The sequence below is a fragment of the Bradyrhizobium sp. CCBAU 65884 genome (assembly GCF_028128835.1).
In the GTDB taxonomy this organism is placed as follows: Bacteria; Pseudomonadota; Alphaproteobacteria; order Rhizobiales; family Xanthobacteraceae; genus Bradyrhizobium; species Bradyrhizobium ottawaense.
In genome coordinates, this window is record NZ_LBJU01000130.1 from 185980 (window position 1) to 202596 (window position 16617).

At 63.9% G+C, this 16617-nt stretch carries 21 protein-coding genes; 6 read left to right on the top strand and 15 right to left on the bottom strand.

Annotated features, from left to right (window positions below; translation table 11 throughout):
• The 8 genes from XI03_RS32675 to hisB all read right to left on the bottom strand — a co-directional run bounded on the left by XI03_RS32675 (position 1) and on the right by hisB (position 5089).
• Positions 1-240 carry a hypothetical protein gene (locus tag XI03_RS32675; RefSeq protein ID WP_028139390.1) on the bottom strand — a complete coding sequence of 80 codons (240 nt, stop codon included), beginning with the start codon at positions 238-240 and terminating at the stop codon, positions 1-3.
• A 99-nt stretch (positions 241-339) separates the two neighbouring features.
• Positions 340-1296 carry a type I pantothenate kinase gene (coaA, locus tag XI03_RS32680; RefSeq protein ID WP_028139389.1) on the bottom strand — a complete coding sequence of 319 codons (957 nt, stop codon included), beginning with the start codon at positions 1294-1296 and terminating at the stop codon, positions 340-342.
• Positions 1297-1323: 27 nt separating this feature from the next.
• The gene (locus tag XI03_RS32685; RefSeq protein WP_018323522.1) at positions 1324-1644 is read right to left on the bottom strand and encodes a phosphoribosyl-ATP diphosphatase; all 321 of its coding nucleotides are present in this window, start codon (positions 1642-1644) and stop codon (positions 1324-1326) included.
• Between the two features lie 90 nt (positions 1645-1734).
• Complete coding sequence (gene hisF, locus XI03_RS32690; RefSeq protein WP_018323523.1) at positions 1735-2508, bottom strand: imidazole glycerol phosphate synthase subunit HisF; 774 nt, start codon at positions 2506-2508, stop codon at positions 1735-1737.
• A 3-nt stretch (positions 2509-2511) separates the two neighbouring features.
• Positions 2512-3255: a 1-(5-phosphoribosyl)-5-[(5-phosphoribosylamino)methylideneamino]imidazole-4-carboxamide isomerase gene (hisA, locus tag XI03_RS32695; RefSeq protein WP_028139388.1), complete on the bottom strand. Its 744-nt coding sequence runs from the start codon at positions 3253-3255 to the stop codon at positions 2512-2514.
• Entirely contained in the window at positions 3252-3902 is a 651-nt protein-coding gene (gene hisH / locus XI03_RS32700; protein WP_028139387.1) for an imidazole glycerol phosphate synthase subunit HisH, read from the bottom strand. Before hisH ends, hisA begins: the two co-directional genes overlap by 4 nt.
• Positions 3899-4429: a DUF2628 domain-containing protein gene (locus XI03_RS32705; RefSeq protein WP_028139386.1), complete on the bottom strand. Its 531-nt coding sequence runs from the start codon at positions 4427-4429 to the stop codon at positions 3899-3901. Before XI03_RS32705 ends, hisH begins: the two co-directional genes overlap by 4 nt.
• A gap of 66 nt (positions 4430-4495) precedes the next feature.
• Entirely contained in the window at positions 4496-5089 is a 594-nt protein-coding gene (gene hisB, locus XI03_RS32710; protein ID WP_018323527.1) for an imidazoleglycerol-phosphate dehydratase HisB, read from the bottom strand.
• 200 nt (positions 5090-5289) lie between these two features.
• Between hisB and hslV the strand changes: the two genes are divergently transcribed.
• The 5 genes from hslV (at position 5290) to XI03_RS32735 (ending at position 9621) form a co-directional block, all read left to right on the top strand.
• Positions 5290-5850, top strand: a complete 561-nt coding sequence (gene hslV / locus XI03_RS32715; protein ID WP_018323528.1) for an ATP-dependent protease subunit HslV — start codon at positions 5290-5292, stop codon at positions 5848-5850.
• A 3-nt stretch (positions 5851-5853) separates the two neighbouring features.
• Positions 5854-6336, top strand: a complete 483-nt coding sequence (locus XI03_RS32720; RefSeq protein WP_271594403.1) for a GNAT family N-acetyltransferase — start codon at positions 5854-5856, stop codon at positions 6334-6336.
• On the top strand, positions 6333-6950 hold the full coding sequence (locus XI03_RS32725; protein ID WP_271594404.1) for a DUF2585 domain-containing protein: 618 nt from the start codon (positions 6333-6335) through the stop codon (positions 6948-6950). The genes XI03_RS32720 and XI03_RS32725 overlap by 4 nt, the downstream gene beginning before the upstream one ends.
• 49 nt (positions 6951-6999) lie before the next feature.
• The gene (hslU, locus tag XI03_RS32730; RefSeq protein WP_028139383.1) at positions 7000-8304 is read left to right on the top strand and encodes an ATP-dependent protease ATPase subunit HslU; all 1305 of its coding nucleotides are present in this window, start codon (positions 7000-7002) and stop codon (positions 8302-8304) included.
• Positions 8305-8496: 192 nt separating this feature from the next.
• Positions 8497-9621: a hypothetical protein gene (locus tag XI03_RS32735; RefSeq protein WP_271594405.1), complete on the top strand. Its 1125-nt coding sequence runs from the start codon at positions 8497-8499 to the stop codon at positions 9619-9621.
• A 121-nt stretch (positions 9622-9742) separates the two neighbouring features.
• On the opposite strand, the gene XI03_RS32740 is transcribed toward XI03_RS32735, so the two are convergent.
• From XI03_RS32740 to XI03_RS32750, 3 genes are read right to left on the bottom strand one after another with little or no spacing between them, the layout of a single operon-like run.
• A complete protein-coding gene (locus tag XI03_RS32740) occupies positions 9743-10333 on the bottom strand; it encodes a Smr/MutS family protein (RefSeq protein WP_038948660.1) in 591 nt (196 codons plus the stop codon).
• Entirely contained in the window at positions 10330-11868 is a 1539-nt protein-coding gene (gene mltA / locus XI03_RS32745; protein WP_271594406.1) for a murein transglycosylase A, read from the bottom strand. The genes XI03_RS32740 and mltA overlap by 4 nt, the downstream gene beginning before the upstream one ends.
• The gene (locus XI03_RS32750; protein ID WP_028139379.1) at positions 11846-12553 is read right to left on the bottom strand and encodes a Tim44/TimA family putative adaptor protein; all 708 of its coding nucleotides are present in this window, start codon (positions 12551-12553) and stop codon (positions 11846-11848) included. The genes mltA and XI03_RS32750 overlap by 23 nt, the downstream gene beginning before the upstream one ends.
• 410 nt (positions 12554-12963) lie before the next feature.
• On the opposite strand from XI03_RS32750, the gene secB reads away from it, so the two are divergent.
• A complete protein-coding gene (secB, locus tag XI03_RS32755) occupies positions 12964-13446 on the top strand; it encodes a protein-export chaperone SecB (protein ID WP_018323536.1) in 483 nt (160 codons plus the stop codon).
• On the opposite strand, the gene dnaQ is transcribed toward secB, so the two are convergent.
• From dnaQ to XI03_RS32775, 4 genes are read right to left on the bottom strand one after another with little or no spacing between them, the layout of a single operon-like run.
• Complete coding sequence (dnaQ, locus tag XI03_RS32760) at positions 13443-14156, bottom strand: DNA polymerase III subunit epsilon (RefSeq protein WP_028139378.1); 714 nt, start codon at positions 14154-14156, stop codon at positions 13443-13445. The genes secB and dnaQ overlap by 4 nt on opposite strands.
• A 55-nt stretch (positions 14157-14211) precedes the next feature.
• A complete protein-coding gene (coaE, locus tag XI03_RS32765) occupies positions 14212-14811 on the bottom strand; it encodes a dephospho-CoA kinase (RefSeq protein WP_028139377.1) in 600 nt (199 codons plus the stop codon).
• Positions 14812-14834: 23 nt separating this feature from the next.
• Positions 14835-15443: a Maf family nucleotide pyrophosphatase gene (locus XI03_RS32770; RefSeq protein WP_271594407.1), complete on the bottom strand. Its 609-nt coding sequence runs from the start codon at positions 15441-15443 to the stop codon at positions 14835-14837.
• Between the two features lie 8 nt (positions 15444-15451).
• On the bottom strand, positions 15452-16291 hold the full coding sequence (locus XI03_RS32775) for a pyruvate, water dikinase regulatory protein (RefSeq protein ID WP_018323540.1): 840 nt from the start codon (positions 16289-16291) through the stop codon (positions 15452-15454).
• Between the last annotated feature and the right edge of the window lie 326 nt (positions 16292-16617).

A 16617-nucleotide genomic window follows, 5' to 3' on the forward strand; every position in this document is an offset into this window, starting at 1 on the left:
CTACGCGGCGCAAGCTATGAAGCGCGGTGCGGAGAGCTTGTCGGGCGGCCCCGGGGTGCCCTTGAAGATGGTGTCGGTCTTTGCCGCACGCTTGCAATGCGGACATACGAAGAGATGCGCAATGACCGGAACCGGCTCGTCCGCGAGCAGTTCCGAGCGGTACCACCTCATCTCGACATGGCAATCCGGGCAGGTCGGTGCTTCGAGCTGTTCCGCAGCACTTCTGAGACGATCAACCATCGAGCCCTCGCGTTTTCGAAGGTCATAGCCCAATACCTCTTGCCGGTCTGCAACAAAAGACACGCTGCACGAACGCGCAGGATCCGCCGACCGCCGCGACTACAGTCGCCTGAGCGCCACGTTCTCCACGGTGTGGTCGGCGCCCTTCTTCAGGATCAGCGTCGCGCGAGGGCGGGTCGGCAGGATATTGTCCTCGAGATTGGCGAGGTTGGTGCGCTCCCAGATCGCGATCGCGGTGGCAGTGGCTTCCTCGTCCGACAGCAGCGCGTAGCGGTTGAAGTAGGACTTTGGATTGGTGAATGCGGTGTCGCGCAGCGCCAGGAAGCGCTTGATGTACCATTGCCGCAACGGGGCTTCGTCGGCGTCGATATAGACCGAGAAATCGAAGAAGTCGGAGACCACGGGCACCGCCTTGCCGTCGCGCGGCAGCTTGCCGGTCTGCAGCACGTTGACGCCCTCGACGATCAGGATATCGGGCTGGTCGATCTCGGCCCACTGGTTCGGCACGATGTCGTAGGTCAGATGCGAATAGACGGGCGCACGCACATGGCGGCGGCCGGACTTGATATCGGAGAGGAAGCTGAGCAGCAGCGGCAGGTCGTAGCTTTCCGGAAAGCCCTTCTTCTGCATGATGCCCTGCCGGTCGAGCACGGCGTTCGGATAGAGGAATCCGTCGGTGGTGATGAGTTCGACCTTCGGGCGCGGCGACCAGCGCGCCAGCAGGGCCTGGAGCACGCGGGCCGTGGTGGATTTTCCGACCGCGACCGAGCCGGCGACGCCGATGATGTAGGGCACCTTGCGGTCGCGGATGTTGAGGAACTGGCGCTCCGCATAATACAGGCGCTGCATCGCATCGACATAGATCGAGAGCAGGCGCGACAACGGAAGATAAATGTCCTCGACTTCCTTGAGATCGAGGCGATCGTGCAGCGAGCGCAGCCGGTCGAACTCGCCCGGCTCCAGCGTCATCGGCGTATCGTCGCGCAGACGCGCCCACTCCTCGCGCGAATAGATGCGGTACGGATTATACTGCTGCTCGGGTGCGCGGATGTCCATAACGCGACCTTTCCCTTGGGGCTTATACTAGCCCTTACGCGACGCTTTCTCTTCCAGCCCTGACATATTCGTACGCTTGTCGAGCGCCGCTTCCACCTCTTCCAGCTTTACGCCGCGGGCCTTCAGCAAGACAAGGAAGTGATAGAGCAGGTCGGCACTCTCGGCGATCAGATGCGCGCGATCGTTTTCGACTGCTGCGATTACGGTTTCGACTGCTTCCTCACCGAACTTCTTGGCGCAATGCTCTGCGCCCTTGTCGAGGAGCTTGCGGGTATAGGACGCTTCGCCGCCGGCCGCCGCGCGGGCGTCGATGGTCTCGGCCAGATCGTGGATCGTGAAACGCGGCATCGGAATTACTCGGAAACACGCTTGGCAACACACTTGGCCACGGAGGCCATTCCCCGCTACCTCATGTAGCACTTTTACGAACGGGAGTCGTCAGGCATCGAGGCGCATGGCCAGTCCGCGCCGGGCCATGTGCTCCTTGGCTTCGCGGATGGTGAATTCCCCGAAATGGAAGATCGAGGCGGCCAGCACGGCCGTGGCGTGGCCGTCGCGGATACCGTCGACGAGGTGGTCGAGATTGCCGACGCCGCCTGAGGCGATCACGGGCACGGCAACGCTGTCGGCGATCGCCCGGGTCAGCGGGATGTCGAAGCCCTGCCTCGTGCCGTCGCGATCCATCGAGGTCAGCAGGATCTCGCCGGCGCCGAGCGAGACCACTTCCTGGGCATATTCGATGGCGTCGATGCCGGTCGAATTGCGACCGCCATGGGTGAAGATCTCCCAACGGTCGCCGCCGGGGCGCTTGACGCGCTTGGCATCGATCGCAACCACGACGCATTGCTCGCCGAATTTCTCGGCCGCTTCCTTGACGAACTCGCGCCGGGATACTGCGGCGCTGTTGATCGAGACCTTGTCGGCGCCGGCGCGCAGCAGCGTCTTGATGTCGTTGACCTCACGCACGCCGCCGCCGACGGTCACAGGCATGAAGCAGGCCTCCGCCGTGCGCCGGACCACGTCCAGCATGATGCCGCGATTCTCATGGGTCGCGGTGATGTCGAGGAAGGTGAGTTCGTCTGCGCCGGCGGCGTCATAGGCGATCGCGGCTTCGACGGGGTCGCCGGCATCTCTGAGATCAACGAAGTTGACGCCCTTGACGACCCGTCCGTCCTTGACGTCGAGGCAGGGGATCACGCGCACCTTGAACATGTGTCAGCTCCCAGGCGCGCGCGCGTTGCGGATCAAGGTGAGGGCGGCGGCGGGATCGAGCCGGCCGTCATAGAGCGCGCGGCCGGCGATCGCGCCAGCGAGCTTTTTCGCGCGCGGTGTCAGCATGGCTTTCACATCTTCGATCGAGGCGAGGCCGCCTGAGGCGATCACGGGAATCGAGATGGCGTCGGCCAGCGCGATGGTCGCATCGAGGTTCAGGCCCTTGAGCAGGCCGTCGCGCGCGATGTCGGTGAAGATGATGGCGGCAACGCCGGCATCCTCGAAGCGCTTTGCGATCTCCAGCACCGTGACCTGCGAGGTCTCGGCCCAGCCTTCGACCGCGACCTTGCCGTCGCGGGCGTCGAGCCCGACCGCGACGCGGCCGGGGAATTTTTTCGCCGCAGCCTTCACCAGCTCCGGATCGCGCACCGCGGCGGTGCCGATGATGACGCGGGTGATGCCCTTGTCGAGCCAGGCTTCAACGGTCGCGAGATCGCGAATGCCGCCACCGAGCTGCACCGGAATCTTGACCGTCTTCAGCATCGCCTCGACGGCCTCGGCATTCACCGGCTTGCCGGCGAAGGCGCCATCGAGATCGACGACATGGAGATACTCAAAGCCCTGCTCGACGAAGCTCTGCGCCTGCGCGGCAGGATTGAGGTTGAACACGGTCGCGCGCGCCATGTCGCCTTGCTCGAGGCGCACGCATTGGCCGTTCTTGAGATCGATCGCGGGAAAGAGGATCACGGTTTCCATCGCAAAAAGTTCGAGATCAGAGCGAGGCCAAAGCGCTGGCTCTTCTCGGGGTGGAATTGGGTGCCGATCGCGGTGTCCTTGCCGACGATCGCGGTGACAGGCCCGCCGTAATCGGCGCGCGCGAGCACGTCCGCCTCGTTGGCGGCATTGAGGTGGTAGGAGTGCACGAAATAAGCGTGCTGGCCTTTCGGGCCGAGCGGCAGCCTGTTCAGCACCGGATGTTCCTGCAGTACGTCGAGCGTGTTCCAGCCCATGTGCGGAATCTTCAAGCTCTCGTCGCGCGGCGTGATCTTCTCGACGTCGCCGCCGATCCAGTTCAGGCCATCGGTCGTGACGTGCTCCTTGCCGCGGGTCGCCATCAGCTGCATGCCGACGCAGATGCCGAAGAACGGCCGCGCCTTGACCCGCACCGCTTCGGTGATCGCCTCGACCATGCCATTGACGGCATCGAGCCCGCGCCGGCAATCGGCGAAGGCGCCGACGCCCGGCAGCACCAGACGGTCAGCCTCGTAGGCCTGATCGGGATCGCTGGTGACGAAAACCTTTTGCGGATTTTCGAGGCTGCGCGCGGCGCGCTCGAACGCCTTGGCGGCGGAATGCAGATTGCCAGAACCGTAATCGATGATGGCGACGCTCATCTTGACCCTCCCGGTTCTGGAAACAACCCGATGATGCCGCCGGCCGGAATCGGCGGCGGATTCGAGAATGGCTGACCCGGCACGCTGCGGGTCGGCGGCGGGCCGCCGCGATCGACGGCCCATTGATCGTTGACGATGCCGTGCTGCTTCTGGCTCCAGCGCTCGAAGAAGCGACGCTCGGCGGTGTCCTCGTCATCGCCAACCACCACGTCGAGCTGCCGCCATTTGCCGCGCGACAGCGTCCAGCGGCGGAGGCTCGAGGCCTCGAAGCCCATCAGCAGCGCGACGATGAGATCGGCGAAGAAGATCGAGCCCCGTCCGACGCCGAGGCTCGACAGTCCGGCGTTGAACGCTGCGACGAAAACCACCCAGCCGATCAGCGCCAGCCACAGCCGATTCCACAGCAGCCAGAACGGACCGAGGATCATCGCCCAGAAATGGAATCCGTCGCGCACGAACACGAACTTGTCGGTCGCGCGCAGATCGGCTCCGGCAGGGGAGGGAGCATGAACTGTGTAGACAGGCATGGTGATGCCCCGTTCCTAGGAATTCAGTGATGCCGCAAGCGGCGCGCAGCCGCTGGCCGAAAGACGTCAGCCGCCGAGCGAGCCCTTGGTGGACGGGATTTCTCCCGCCGCTTTCGGATCGATCGCGACCGCGGTGCGCAGCGCCCGCGCCAGACCCTTGAAGCAGGACTCGGCGATATGGTGGCTGTTATCGCCATATAGGGTCTCGACGTGGAGAGTCACGCCGGCATTCATGGCGAAGGCCTGGAACCACTCGCGCACCAGCTCGGTGTCGAACTCGCCGATCTTGTCGCGGGGGAAGTCGGCCTTGAACACCAGGAACGGGCGGCCCGAGATGTCGATGACCACGCGCGACAGCGTCTCGTCCATCGGCATGTGCACGCCGGCATAGCGGGTGATGCCCGCCATGTTGCCGAGCGCCTGCTTGACCGCCTGGCCGAGCGCGATGCCGGTGTCCTCGGTGGTATGGTGGTAATCAATGTGCAGATCGCCCACCGCCTTGACCGTGAGGTCGATGCGGGAATGGCGGGCGAGGAGATCGAGCATATGGTCGAAAAAGCCGATGCCGGTCGCGATATTGGCCACGCCGGTGCCATCGAGGTTCACGGAGACCTCGATGTCGGTTTCCTTGGTCTTGCGCTTGATCGTCGCGGTGCGCATTGAAACTAGCTCTCATCTGGCTCGGGGGCCGAAAACGCCGGTCTTTTAACAGCCAAATGACGCCTTCGCTACCGCGGGATCGCCTTGGCAGGCCGGCACTTCCACCTATGGTGAGCAAATTGGGGCCGGAGCGGCCCGTTGTGCCCTGGTTGTCCCCTTGCCCCCGACCGCCTAAATCAGGCCGGACAACGAGGTACTTCATGCAGGATTCCCAGAACAGCTCGCCGGGCTGGCACGGCACCACGATTTTGACGGTGCGCAAGGGCGGCAAAGTGGTGGTCGGCGGCGATGGCCAGGTCTCGATCGGCCAGACCGTGATCAAGTCCAACGCTAAAAAGGTCCGCAAGCTCGGCAAGGGCGATGTGATCGGCGGCTTTGCCGGCGCGACCGCCGACGCCTTCACGCTGTTTGAGCGGTTGGAAGCCAAACTCGAGCAATATCCGGGGCAGCTGACCCGGGCCGCGGTCGAGCTGGCCAAGGACTGGCGCACCGACCGTTATTTGCGGCGGCTGGAGGCCATGATGATCGTGGCCGACAAGGACGTCTCCCTGGTGCTGACCGGCACCGGCGACGTGCTCGAACCCGAGGCCGGCGTCATGGCGATCGGCTCCGGCGGCAATTACGCGCTGGCGGCGGCACGGGCCCTGCTCGACACCGACAAGGACGCCGAGACCATCGTCCGCCGCTCCCTCGACATCGCCGCCGACATCTGCGTCTACACCAACCGGAATTTGACGATCGAGAGCCTGGCAGCGGGATAGGCCATGGCGCCCGCCCACACCTTCCGCCCGATGGCCGAGGCCGATCTGCCGATGATCCGGCGCTGGCTGGACGCGCCGCATGTCGCCGAATGGTGGCATGATCCGGAGACGCTCGAGTTCGTCAGCGGCGACCTCGAGCATCCTGACTTGGCGCAGTTCATCGTCAGCCTTGACGGTCGGTCTTTCGCCTATCTGCAGTGCTACCAGATCGGCGATTGGCATGTCAGCTTCGGCTCGCAGCCCGTGGGCACCCGCGGCCTCGATCAATTCATCGGCGAGGCCGACATGGTCGGATGCGGCCACGGCTCGGCTTTCATTCGCGCTTTCATCGATCAGCTCTTTGCCCGCGGCGTGCCGCGCATCGTGATCGACCCCAGCCCCGCCAATCCGCGCGCAATTCGTGCCTATGAGAAAGCTGGATTCGTGCCGCAGCACGAGATCGTTACGCCCGATGGTCCCGCACTCCTGATGATCCGAGACCCATGACGCTTGCCGCGACTTCCACCGCCAAGACGGCGTTTCCGCCGATCGCCTGGGCGGGCATCGCGCTGTTGCTGCTGGCGCTGCAGGCTGCGATCCTGTTCGGCATGGGGCGGGTGCCGATCTGCACCTGCGGCTATGTCAAGCTGTGGCACGGCGTGGTGAACAGCTCGGAGAACTCCCAGCACATCGCCGACTGGTACACCTTTTCCCATGTTCTGCACGGCTTCCTGTTCTATGGCCTGACCTGGCTGCTGTTCGCGCGATTGCCGTTGCTGTCTCTATCCTGGCCGGCTCGACTGATCATCGCCATGCTGATCGAAGGCGCCTGGGAGATCGTCGAGAACTCGCCCTTCATCATCGAGCGCTACCGCGCCGGCACGATCTCGCTGGATTATTTCGGCGACAGCATCGTCAATTCGGTCTCCGACAATCTGGCCATGATGCTCGGGTTCCTCGTCGCGCGCGTTCTGCCCGTATCAGCGACGATCCTGATCGGCCTCGCCTTCGAGATCATGCTGGCGCTGCACATTCGCGACAATCTGACGCTCAATATCCTGATGCTGATCCATCCGATCGAGGCGGTGAAGCAATGGCAATCCGGCCCGCCCATCATCTGACCTAAAAAGCGACTTGTCCTTGACCGCCTCCCGCCCTAGCTAGACAGACATGACAGACTTCTCTCCCCGTGAAATCGTTTCCGAACTCGACCGTTTCATCGTCGGCCAAGCCGACGCCAAGCGCGCCGTCTCGATCGCGCTGCGCAACCGCTGGCGCCGGCAGCAGCTCGAAGGCTCGCTGCGCGAAGAGGTGCTGCCGAAGAACATCCTGATGATCGGCCCCACCGGCGTCGGCAAGACGGAAATCGCGCGGCGGCTGGCCAAGCTCGCGAATGCGCCGTTCCTGAAGGTGGAAGCGACCAAATTCACCGAGGTCGGTTATGTCGGCCGCGACGTCGAGCAGATCGTGCGCGATCTCGTCGAGGTCGCAATCGCCCAGGTCCGCGAGAAGAAGCGCAAGGACGTGCACGCCCGCGCGCAGCTCGCCGCCGAGGAGCGCGTGCTCGATGCGCTGGTCGGCGCCAATGCCAGCGCGGCGACGCGTGAATCCTTCCGCAAGAAGCTGCGTGCCGGCGAGCTCAACGACAAGGAAATCGAGATCGAGACGCAAGGCGGCGGCAGCGGCATGCCGATGTTCGAGATCCCGGGCATGCCGGGCGCGCAGATGGGCGCGATCTCGATCGGCGACATCTTCGGCAAGTTAGGGGGCCGCAGCAAGACGCGGCGGCTGACGGTCGAAGGCTCGCACGAGATCCTCGTCAACGAGGAGTCCGACAAGCTGCTGGACACCGATCAGCTGACGCTGGAGGCGATCAACGCGGTCGAGAACAACGGCATCGTGTTTCTCGACGAGATCGACAAGATCTGCGCGCGCGAGGGCCGTGCGGCCGGCGACGTCTCGCGCGAGGGCGTGCAGCGCGATCTGTTGCCCTTGATCGAGGGCACCACGGTCTCGACCAAGCACGGCGCGGTCAAGACCGACCACATCCTGTTCATCGCCTCCGGCGCCTTCCACGTCGCAAAGCCGTCGGACCTGCTGCCGGAATTGCAGGGCCGCCTGCCGATCCGCGTCGAGCTGCAGGCGCTGACCCGCGACGACATGCGCCGCATCCTGACCGAGCCCGAGGCCTCGCTGATCAAGCAATATGTCGCCTTGATGCAGACCGAGGGCGTGACGCTCGACATCACCGACGGCGCCATCGACGCGCTCGCCGACGTCGCGGTCGCCGTCAATTCCACCGTCGAGAACATCGGCGCGCGGCGGCTGCAGACCGTGATGGAGCGGGTGCTGGACGAGATCTCCTTCACCGCCCCCGACCGCAGCGGCGAGACCGTCAAGGTGGATGCGGATTTCGTGCAGAAGCACGTGGGTGATCTCGCCAAGAACGCCGATCTCAGCCGGTTCATTTTGTAATTTTGGCCTGGCACGCTATCAATCGGTTGTCGTCCCTGCGAAAGCAGGGACCCATAACCACCAGCGGTCCTTGTTGAAACAGATAGTAGCTCCAGCCCTGCCTCAAATAACCTCCTGTGGTTATGGGTCCCGGCTCGCGCTTCGCTTGCCCGGGACGACGGCGGAGGTCGATCGCGCCAGCCCGGGTGCTGCGTGATCGCTCCGATCCAGAACAACCCCTGGCGACTCCTGCTCGCGATCAACGCGGCGGTCATCGTCGGCGTGTTCATTCACAAGATCCAGCTGCCGCCTTACGTCCCTTACATCCATCTCGTGGTCGACTACCATTTCGGGTTCATCAAGCGCGCGCTGATCGGTGCCACCGTCGCGCTGGTCACGGACAAGGTGCCGGTCTGGTCGGTGTTCGCGATCGGCGGGGTGACGTGGCTGGTGACGCTGGCCCTGTACGCAAGGCTGTTTCAGAAGAGCTTTGGCTTCACCGCGAAAACGCTGCCGCTGTTCGTCTTCATTGCGGGCTCGCCGTTCTTCCTCAAGAACTTCATGCACACGCTCGGCCATTTCGACATCTATGGCTGTGCGCTGGCGCTCGTTCTGCTGCTGATGCCGGCTGGGTCGCTGCTGTTCGTGGCTTTGGCCGCGATGTTCTCGATCGTCCTCGTGCTGATCCACCACATTCATCTGCTGATGTATGTGCCGACGATCGTCACCATCGTCGTGATCAGGCACTATCTCGCCTGCGGGCTCAATCGCGGCAATATCGCCTTCGGCATCGTCGCCCTGCTCATTGTCGCGGTGCTGTTCTTTGCGGCGCAATTTTTGGGAACGATGCCGATCCCCGAAGCGGATTTCGTCGCCTATCTGAAGAGCCGGATGGCCGATCCCTCGCGAACCGATCTGCTGCAATTTGCCTACATCTGGTACCAGCCGCTGTCCAAGGAGGTCTCGGACACCTGGGGGCGCCTGCCGCACAACGTCCTCGGCGTGCCCGTGTTCGCGCTGCTGATCTGGCTGCACACGCCGCTGTGGCGTTTCTTCGCGAAGCTCATCGGCGCGCTCGCAAGCGAGACGCACCGCCGCCTCGTGCTCGCGGCACTGATCGGAATCAGCCTCGCCTATCTCGTGATGTTTGCGATGGTGTTCGACTATTCGCGCTGGATCTCGAACTGGGCGGTCTGCATGTTCCTGCTCCTGCATGCCGTGAAGATGCTGCCGGCCGCGCAGGAGACAGCGCTGATCCCGACGGAGGATCAGAAAACGAATATCTTCGGCCTGATCCTCACGCTGATCCCGCGCGTTGGAATCATCCGGCCGTTCTAGAGCACTGGTTGAAGTCAAATCGAGTATGGCCAACAGCGATGCTCTCTCCGTTCCCTCCCCCCTTGTGGGGGAGGGAACGCACTTTCGCCGGAGCGCGTGTCGAGTCTCATCGTTTCAGGTCTTAAAACCTCGCCCGCCTGATCCGCACATACAGCGCGCCCTCGCCGCCATGGCCGATATGCGCCGTCTCGAAGCCGACGACGAAGGCGCGGAATTCCGGCAGGCTCAGCCATTCCGGCACCAGGCGGCGCAGCACGCCGCTTTCGCCGCCGCTGCGGCCCTTGCCGGTGATGACGAGGACGAAGGTCAGGCCGTCGTGATGGGCGCGGTGCAGGAAGCCGGTCAGGGCGCGATGCGCGCGCGTCTGGGTCATGCCGTGCAGATCGAGCCGCGCCTCGATCTCGCTGCGGCCGCGCGACAGCTTTGTGCGCTCGCGCTTGCCGAGCGGCGCCAAGGGCGGGACGGCCGGTTTTGCGGCGCGCGGCGCCGGTGCAGCGGCGACCGGCCGTGGCGATGACGCAGGCCGCGTGACGGGTGCTGCGGGCAAAGGCTCGGTGCGCGGAGCGGCATGCGCCTTCGCCGCGCGGTGCTTCCTCAGCGGCTTGACCTGTTTGGCAACGACTTCCCACAGCTCGCGCTCCTCCTCGCTCAGCGCGCGGCGGCGCGGCGAGGGGCGAGGCTCCAGCACGGGCGGACGGGACGATCGCTTCATTGCTGCCGATGGGGCCGTTTCTTCACTGGCCGCTGGGATTCGGAAGCGGGCTCGATCACGGGACGCGGCGCCGGCAGCGGGACTGGACCCGCGATGGCGACGGTGTCGCTCTTGGTTTCCGCGGGGCCGGCGGCAGCGGCCGGCTTCGCCGTCCCCTTCCCGGGGTCGGTTTGCGGAAACAGCTTGGCGATCTTCTCCGAGGGGCGCGGATCAGGCAGCGGCAGCCGGGCGCCGCGTGCCGAGGGATCGAGGCCCTTCGGCACCAGCATCACGAAATGCATGGGATGGCGCAGTCGCCCCGAGATGCGGCCGGCCTCCTGGCCTGCGCCGAAAAACAGATCGGCGCGCGCGGGACCGATGATGGCCGAGCCGGTATCCTGCGCGATCATCAGCCGATGGAACGGTGTCTTCGAGCGTTCGGACTCGATCGGCAGCTCGCCCTCAATGAAGAACGGCGTGCCGTAGACATGCAGCGCCTTGTCCACCGCGATCGAGCGTCCCGCCGTCAGCGGGATACCCTGCGCGCCCACCGCCTCGTCCTTGTCGGAGAGGTTGACCTCTCGGAAGAAAATATAGGCGCGGTTCTGGCGGCGCAGATCCTTGGCACCGTCAGGATTTTGCGCCATCCACTCCCTGATCTTCTGCATCGACATCTCTTCCTTCGGAATGATGCCGCGCTCGATCAGGACGCGCCCGACGGCAGTGTAGGGATAGCCGTTATAGGCGTCGTAATTCAGCCGGACCGTGCCGCCGTCGTCGAACTTGATCCGCGCCGAGCCCTGGATCTGCGCGAACAGCAGATCGGTCGGATCCTTCAGCCAGGCGATCTCCAGCCCGCGGCCGGCGATCTTGCCGTCCTCGATCTCGCCGCGGTCGTAATAGGGCACCAGCTTGCGGCGGCCGATCTTGCGATAGACCGGGCCCTTGTTGGGCAGGCTGACCGAATCCTGCTTGTAGCCACGCACGAACAGATTCGAGGGGCGGCGATAGACCGGAACGTTGTAGACGTCGGTCGGCGTGCGCGATCCATCCAGCACCGGCTCGTAATAGCCGGTGACGAAACCGTCGGGCTCGCCGAGGCGGGAGATCCGCAGCGGCGCGAAATTCTCCTCGAAGAAGGTCTTTGCTTTGGCGTCGTCGGTGAGATCGAGCGATTTCGCCGCCCGGCAAGGCTCGCTCAGCGAACCTCCCAAGGCTTTCGGCTCGGCCGCGCCGGTTTGTGCATTGATCGGCTTGCAGCTGGCGCGGAACGTCTTGTACGCCGCGAGATGATTGTCATCGCTCCAGCCCTTCACGTCCGCCCAGGCCAGCGGCAGATATTGCGCGCCCGGAATTTCGAACGGCAGCGGGAGCTGCGGATAGGGCAAGGCCCGCGGCGGAGCCGCAGGCAATTGCGGGGGATGATGGTGATGGCTGCGATAGTGGCGCCGCGCGGCCTCGGCGCCGAGCGAAAACGACGACAGCACGACGACACCTGCGCAAAGCGCCGTCGCGCCGGTCTTCAGATAGACCTTAATTCGCGCTTCCGGTGCCAACCAGCTTCCAGTTCGGATCGCGAGAGGTGACGTCGCGGGCGAAAGTCCAGATGTCGGTGATGTCGGCGACCGTGTCGGCGCTGCCGTCGACGATATTGCCGGCCTTGTCTCGGGTGGCCGAGATCATCTGCGAGACGAAGCGAATCGTGAGCTGGGCGGTACGGTCGCGCAGCTCGGCGCCGACGAGTTCGGCCTTGTCGATCGAGACGAAGCGGGTCTCGGTCTTCTGCTCGTTCTTCTCGCGTTCCTTGATCGCGGCCTCGAAGCTGTCATAGACGTCCGAGGACAACAGGTCGCGCAGCGCGCGGCGGTCGCCATTGGCAAAGGCCAGCACGATCATCTCGTAGGCACCGCGGGCGCCCGAGATGAAATGGCGCGGGTCGAACGTGGCATCCTTGTCGACGATGGCATCCAGGCCCTGCGCAAGCGCGGTGCCCGGCTCGGTCAGGCCCTTCCAGCGATCGGAGGGCGGGGTCGGCTCGGCCGTCGGCGCCAGCGGGGCCTGGTCGATCACCTTGCCCGGCATGGTCACGACGTTGTTGTCCTGGGCACCCCCGAGCGCATTGCGAGCGGCGGTCCGATCGAACGGCGGCCGCTCGTTGCCGGTACGCTGCCCGAGCACGCTGCGCAGCCGCAGAAAGATGAAGACCGCCAGCGCCAGGAAGATGATGGTGTAGATGTCCACGTCGGATTCGCTTTCTGGTCTTTGCTCTGGGTCTTCGCTTTGGGGTCGTCGCCGGGAAAATCAATCCGGCCAGTAGACCGTTCCATACGGGAACGGCAAGTCTACATCACCATTTTAGGTCCACGTCAGGTCCGTGGGATGTAGGCACGAAATCTTGCCCGGCCAATGGCGCCTTTTGGCACAGCACCGAGTGTAGCGCGTTTTATGCTTAAGGGGAAACCCGATCCTGCCCGGAAATCGCGCATCTTCAATCATTTAAGGCGCAGTTTTGCGGAAAAGGCGGGATGAACGCGGCGGTTGCGACGCGGCCGGAATCCGCCTCCGGGACCGTTCGTCCTTGTGGAATGAGGCGGCCCTATGTTAGCCAACCGCCGCGAAATTCAGCCCAAATCGGGTAAGGAGAGACTCTCATGACCAATGGTAACGGCACCCCTCCCGAGGCGGCCCAGGCTCCCCAGCTCAACGTGCTGGCGCAATATACCAAGGACCTTTCGTTCGAAAATCCGAACGCGCCCAGCTCGCTCCAGCAGCAGAGCCAGCCTCCCCAGATCAACATCCAGATCAATGTCAGCGCCAACAATCTCAGCGAACAGGAGTTCGAGGTGACGTTGTCGGTCGAAGGCAAGGCCGAGACCGCGGGCAAGATCATGTTCTCGTTCGAGCTCGCCTATGCCGGCGTGTTCCGCATCGCCAACGTGCCGAAGGAGAATCTGCATCCGCTGGTCATGATCGAGTGCCCGCGCCTGCTGTTCCCGTTCGCCCGCGAGATCATCGCGACCGCGGTGCGCGACGGCGGGTTCCCGCCCCTGATGCTGGATCCGGTCGACTTCGTCGGTCTCTACCGCCAGAACATGGAGCGGCAAATGGCCGCTCAGCCGAGCGGCCAGGCCTAACCAGCCGGAGGAGCTGGAGCGGGCAAAAACTCGTTCCAGATCGCCTTGTCGCCGAGCGTTGCGATGAAGGCCTTGTGGGCCTCACGCTCGGCATCGGAAACCCGCGGCGCGAGCGGCACCAGCCGCTGCCGCCGCGGCGCATCGCCAGCCGCATTCACCCGAATCTCCTGAGCGTCCGACGCCAGAAGCAGCTGCGACTGCCGCGCCCCGACCAGATCGACATAGACCTCGGCCAGCAGCTCTGCATCCAGCAGCGCGCCGTGCTTGGTGCGGTGTGAATTGTCGATCGCATAGCGCGAGCAGAGGTCATCGAGCCGGTTGGACACGCCGGGATGCTTGCGCCGCGCCAGCAGCAGCGTATCGACCAGCCGTTCGCGCGGGATCGCCGCGCGCTTGATCTTGTCGAGCTCGGCATTGATGAAGCCGATGTCGAACGAGGCGTTGTGGATCACCAGCGGCGCATCGCCGATGAACTCCAGAAACGCATCGACGACCTCGTGGAACAGCGGCTTGGTCGACAGAAATTCGGCCGACAAACCATGCACCGCAAAGGCTTCCGCCGGCATGTCCCGTTCGGGATTGATATAGACGTGATACGTCTGCCCCGTCGGCATGCGGTTGAGCATCTCGACGCAGCCGATTTCGACCAGACGATCGCCGCGCAGCGGATCGAGGCCGGTGGTTTCGGTATCGAGAACGATTTCGCGCATGTCTTGAGATCAGTAGCTTGAGAGCAGCGTCTTGAGAACCGTGTGAGGCGGCGAATCAGGCTCGCCGCTGCGGCATCTTAACGACCTCGGCCAGGATGTGGGCGATTTGCGCGCGCACCGGGTCAAGTCCGTGTGACGTATCCACCACGAAATCGGCCCGCTTGCGCTTCTCGGCGTCCGGCGTCTGCTTGGCGATGATGGCGTCGAGCTTGGCTTCGTCCATGGTACCGCGCGCCAGCACCCGCTCGCGCTGGAGTTCCGGCGAGGTCGAGACCACGACCACGGCGTCGACCCGCTTCTCGCCGCCGGTCTCAAACAGCAGCGGGATGTCCAGCACCACGACCGGCGCCTTGGCGGCTTCCGCCTCGGCAAAAAACTTTTGCCGGGACGCGCCGAGCATTGGATGGACGATCTGCTCGAGCTGCTTGATGGCAGCGGGATCATGCACGACGCGCGCCGACAGCTTTGGCCGGTCCACCTTGCCGTTCACAGTGGTGCCGGGAAAGGCGGCCTCGATGGCGGGCGCCGCTTCGCCTTCATAGAGCTGATGCACGGCGGCATCGGCGTCGTAGACGGGCACGCCAGCCTCCGCGAACAGTTTCGCGGTGGTAGATTTCCCCATCCCGATCGAGCCGGTCAGTCCCAGGATCCGCATCGGCGCTCAGCCCTGTCTGTCATTCACACCGCAACTAGCCGTTCGCGTCGCAGGAACGCAAGCAGCGGCAGCAGCGGCAAGCCGAGAATGGTGAAATGATCGCCCTCGATCCGCTCGAACAGATGGATCCCCAGGCTTTCAAGCTGATAGGCCCCGACGCTGGTGGTGACGGCGTCGCCGGCAGCGTCCAGATAGGCTGAAAGCTCGTCCTCGGTCATTTCGCGCATGGTCATACGTGCGACCGCGACGTCTTCGAAAACAATCTTGCCGTCATGCGCCACGGCCACGGCGGAATTCAGCTCATGGCTGTTGCCGGCGAGATCGCGCAATTGCGCCAATGCCTGCGGACGGCCTGCGGGCTTGTTGAAAAGACGGTTGCCAAGAGCCAGTGTCTGATCGGCCCCGATCACGTAGCTTCCGGGATGATTGGCCGAGATCGCCTTGGCCTTTTCGCGCGCCAGCAGCAGTGCGATCTCGCGCGGATTTGAAAGCGCCGAAGCTAATTGAATACCGCGCTCGTCGATATCGGCGGTAATAGCCTTGAACTCCAGCCCGGCATTGGCCAGCAGCATTTTTCGGGCTTTGCTCTGCGAGGCCAGAATCAACGGATGTTTGCCGAGCCACAGACCCATCGCGAAAGCTATCCGGAAGGCCGGTTGCGCTGGCGATCGCTGTAGAGCTTCATGATCGCCGCCGCGGTTTCCTCGATCGAGCGTCGCGTGACATCCAGCAGCGGCCAATCATGCTTGGCACTGAGCTTGCGCGCAAACGCAACTTCCTCGGTGACCGACTGCCTGTCGGTATAGGTGTCGTTGCCGGAGTCGGTCCCCATCGAAAGCAGGCGATTCTGACGGATCTGGATCAGGCGTTCCGGCGTCGCGTGCAGGCTGACGACCAGCGGCCGCGTCAACGTCTCCAGTTGCGAAGGCACAGGAATGCCGGGAACCAGCGGCACGTTGGCGGTGCGGATGCCGCGATTGGCCAGATAAATCGACGTCGGCGTCTTGGAAGTGCGGGACACGCCGACCAGCACCACGTCGGCATCGTCGAGACCTTCGACATGCTGACCATCGTCATGGATCATGGTGTAGTTCAGCGCATCGATGCGCTTGAAATATTCCGCGTTGAGGACGTGCTGGGCGCCGACGCGGCCGGTGGTCGCAGCCCCGAGATAGGCTTCGAACAGCTGCATCACCGGGCCGATGATCGACAGGCTCGGAACATTGATCTCCTTGCACTTGTCCTCGAGCCTCGAGACCAGGTCCTTCTCCAGTAGCGTGAACAGCACGATCCCCGGCGCTTCCTCGATCTCGTCGAGCACGCGGTCGAGCTGCTTCTGGCTGCGCACCAGCGGATAGACATGCTCGACCGGGGTGACGTTGGCGTATTGGGCCGCAACCGCGCGTGCCACGGTGATCAGCGTCTCGCCGGTGGAGTCGGACACGAGGTGCAGATGGAAATAATTGTTCGAGGTTGGCACAAAATCTCTTTGTATGGCGTCGGTGTGGATTGTGGATTTCTGTGGAGCTTAACCCCTCGGAAAGGGTTGCGCGACACCAGGGGCGGGACAAGTGCCAATTTTCTTCACACCGCTGCCCGTCAGGACAAGTCCGGCGCCCTCGCTGCAGGGAAACGGGATTGCGCGGACAACCCCCTTGATAAGCTGCCGACAGAAAGGCGCAAGCCTTTGAAGCTGGCCGACTTATCGTAAATCGCCGCAGCGATCAGGGATATGTTGATGGATGTGAACAAGCGCGCGTGAACGTGCGGACGGAATTGTGTGAGTCCAATCCACGGTCACATAGA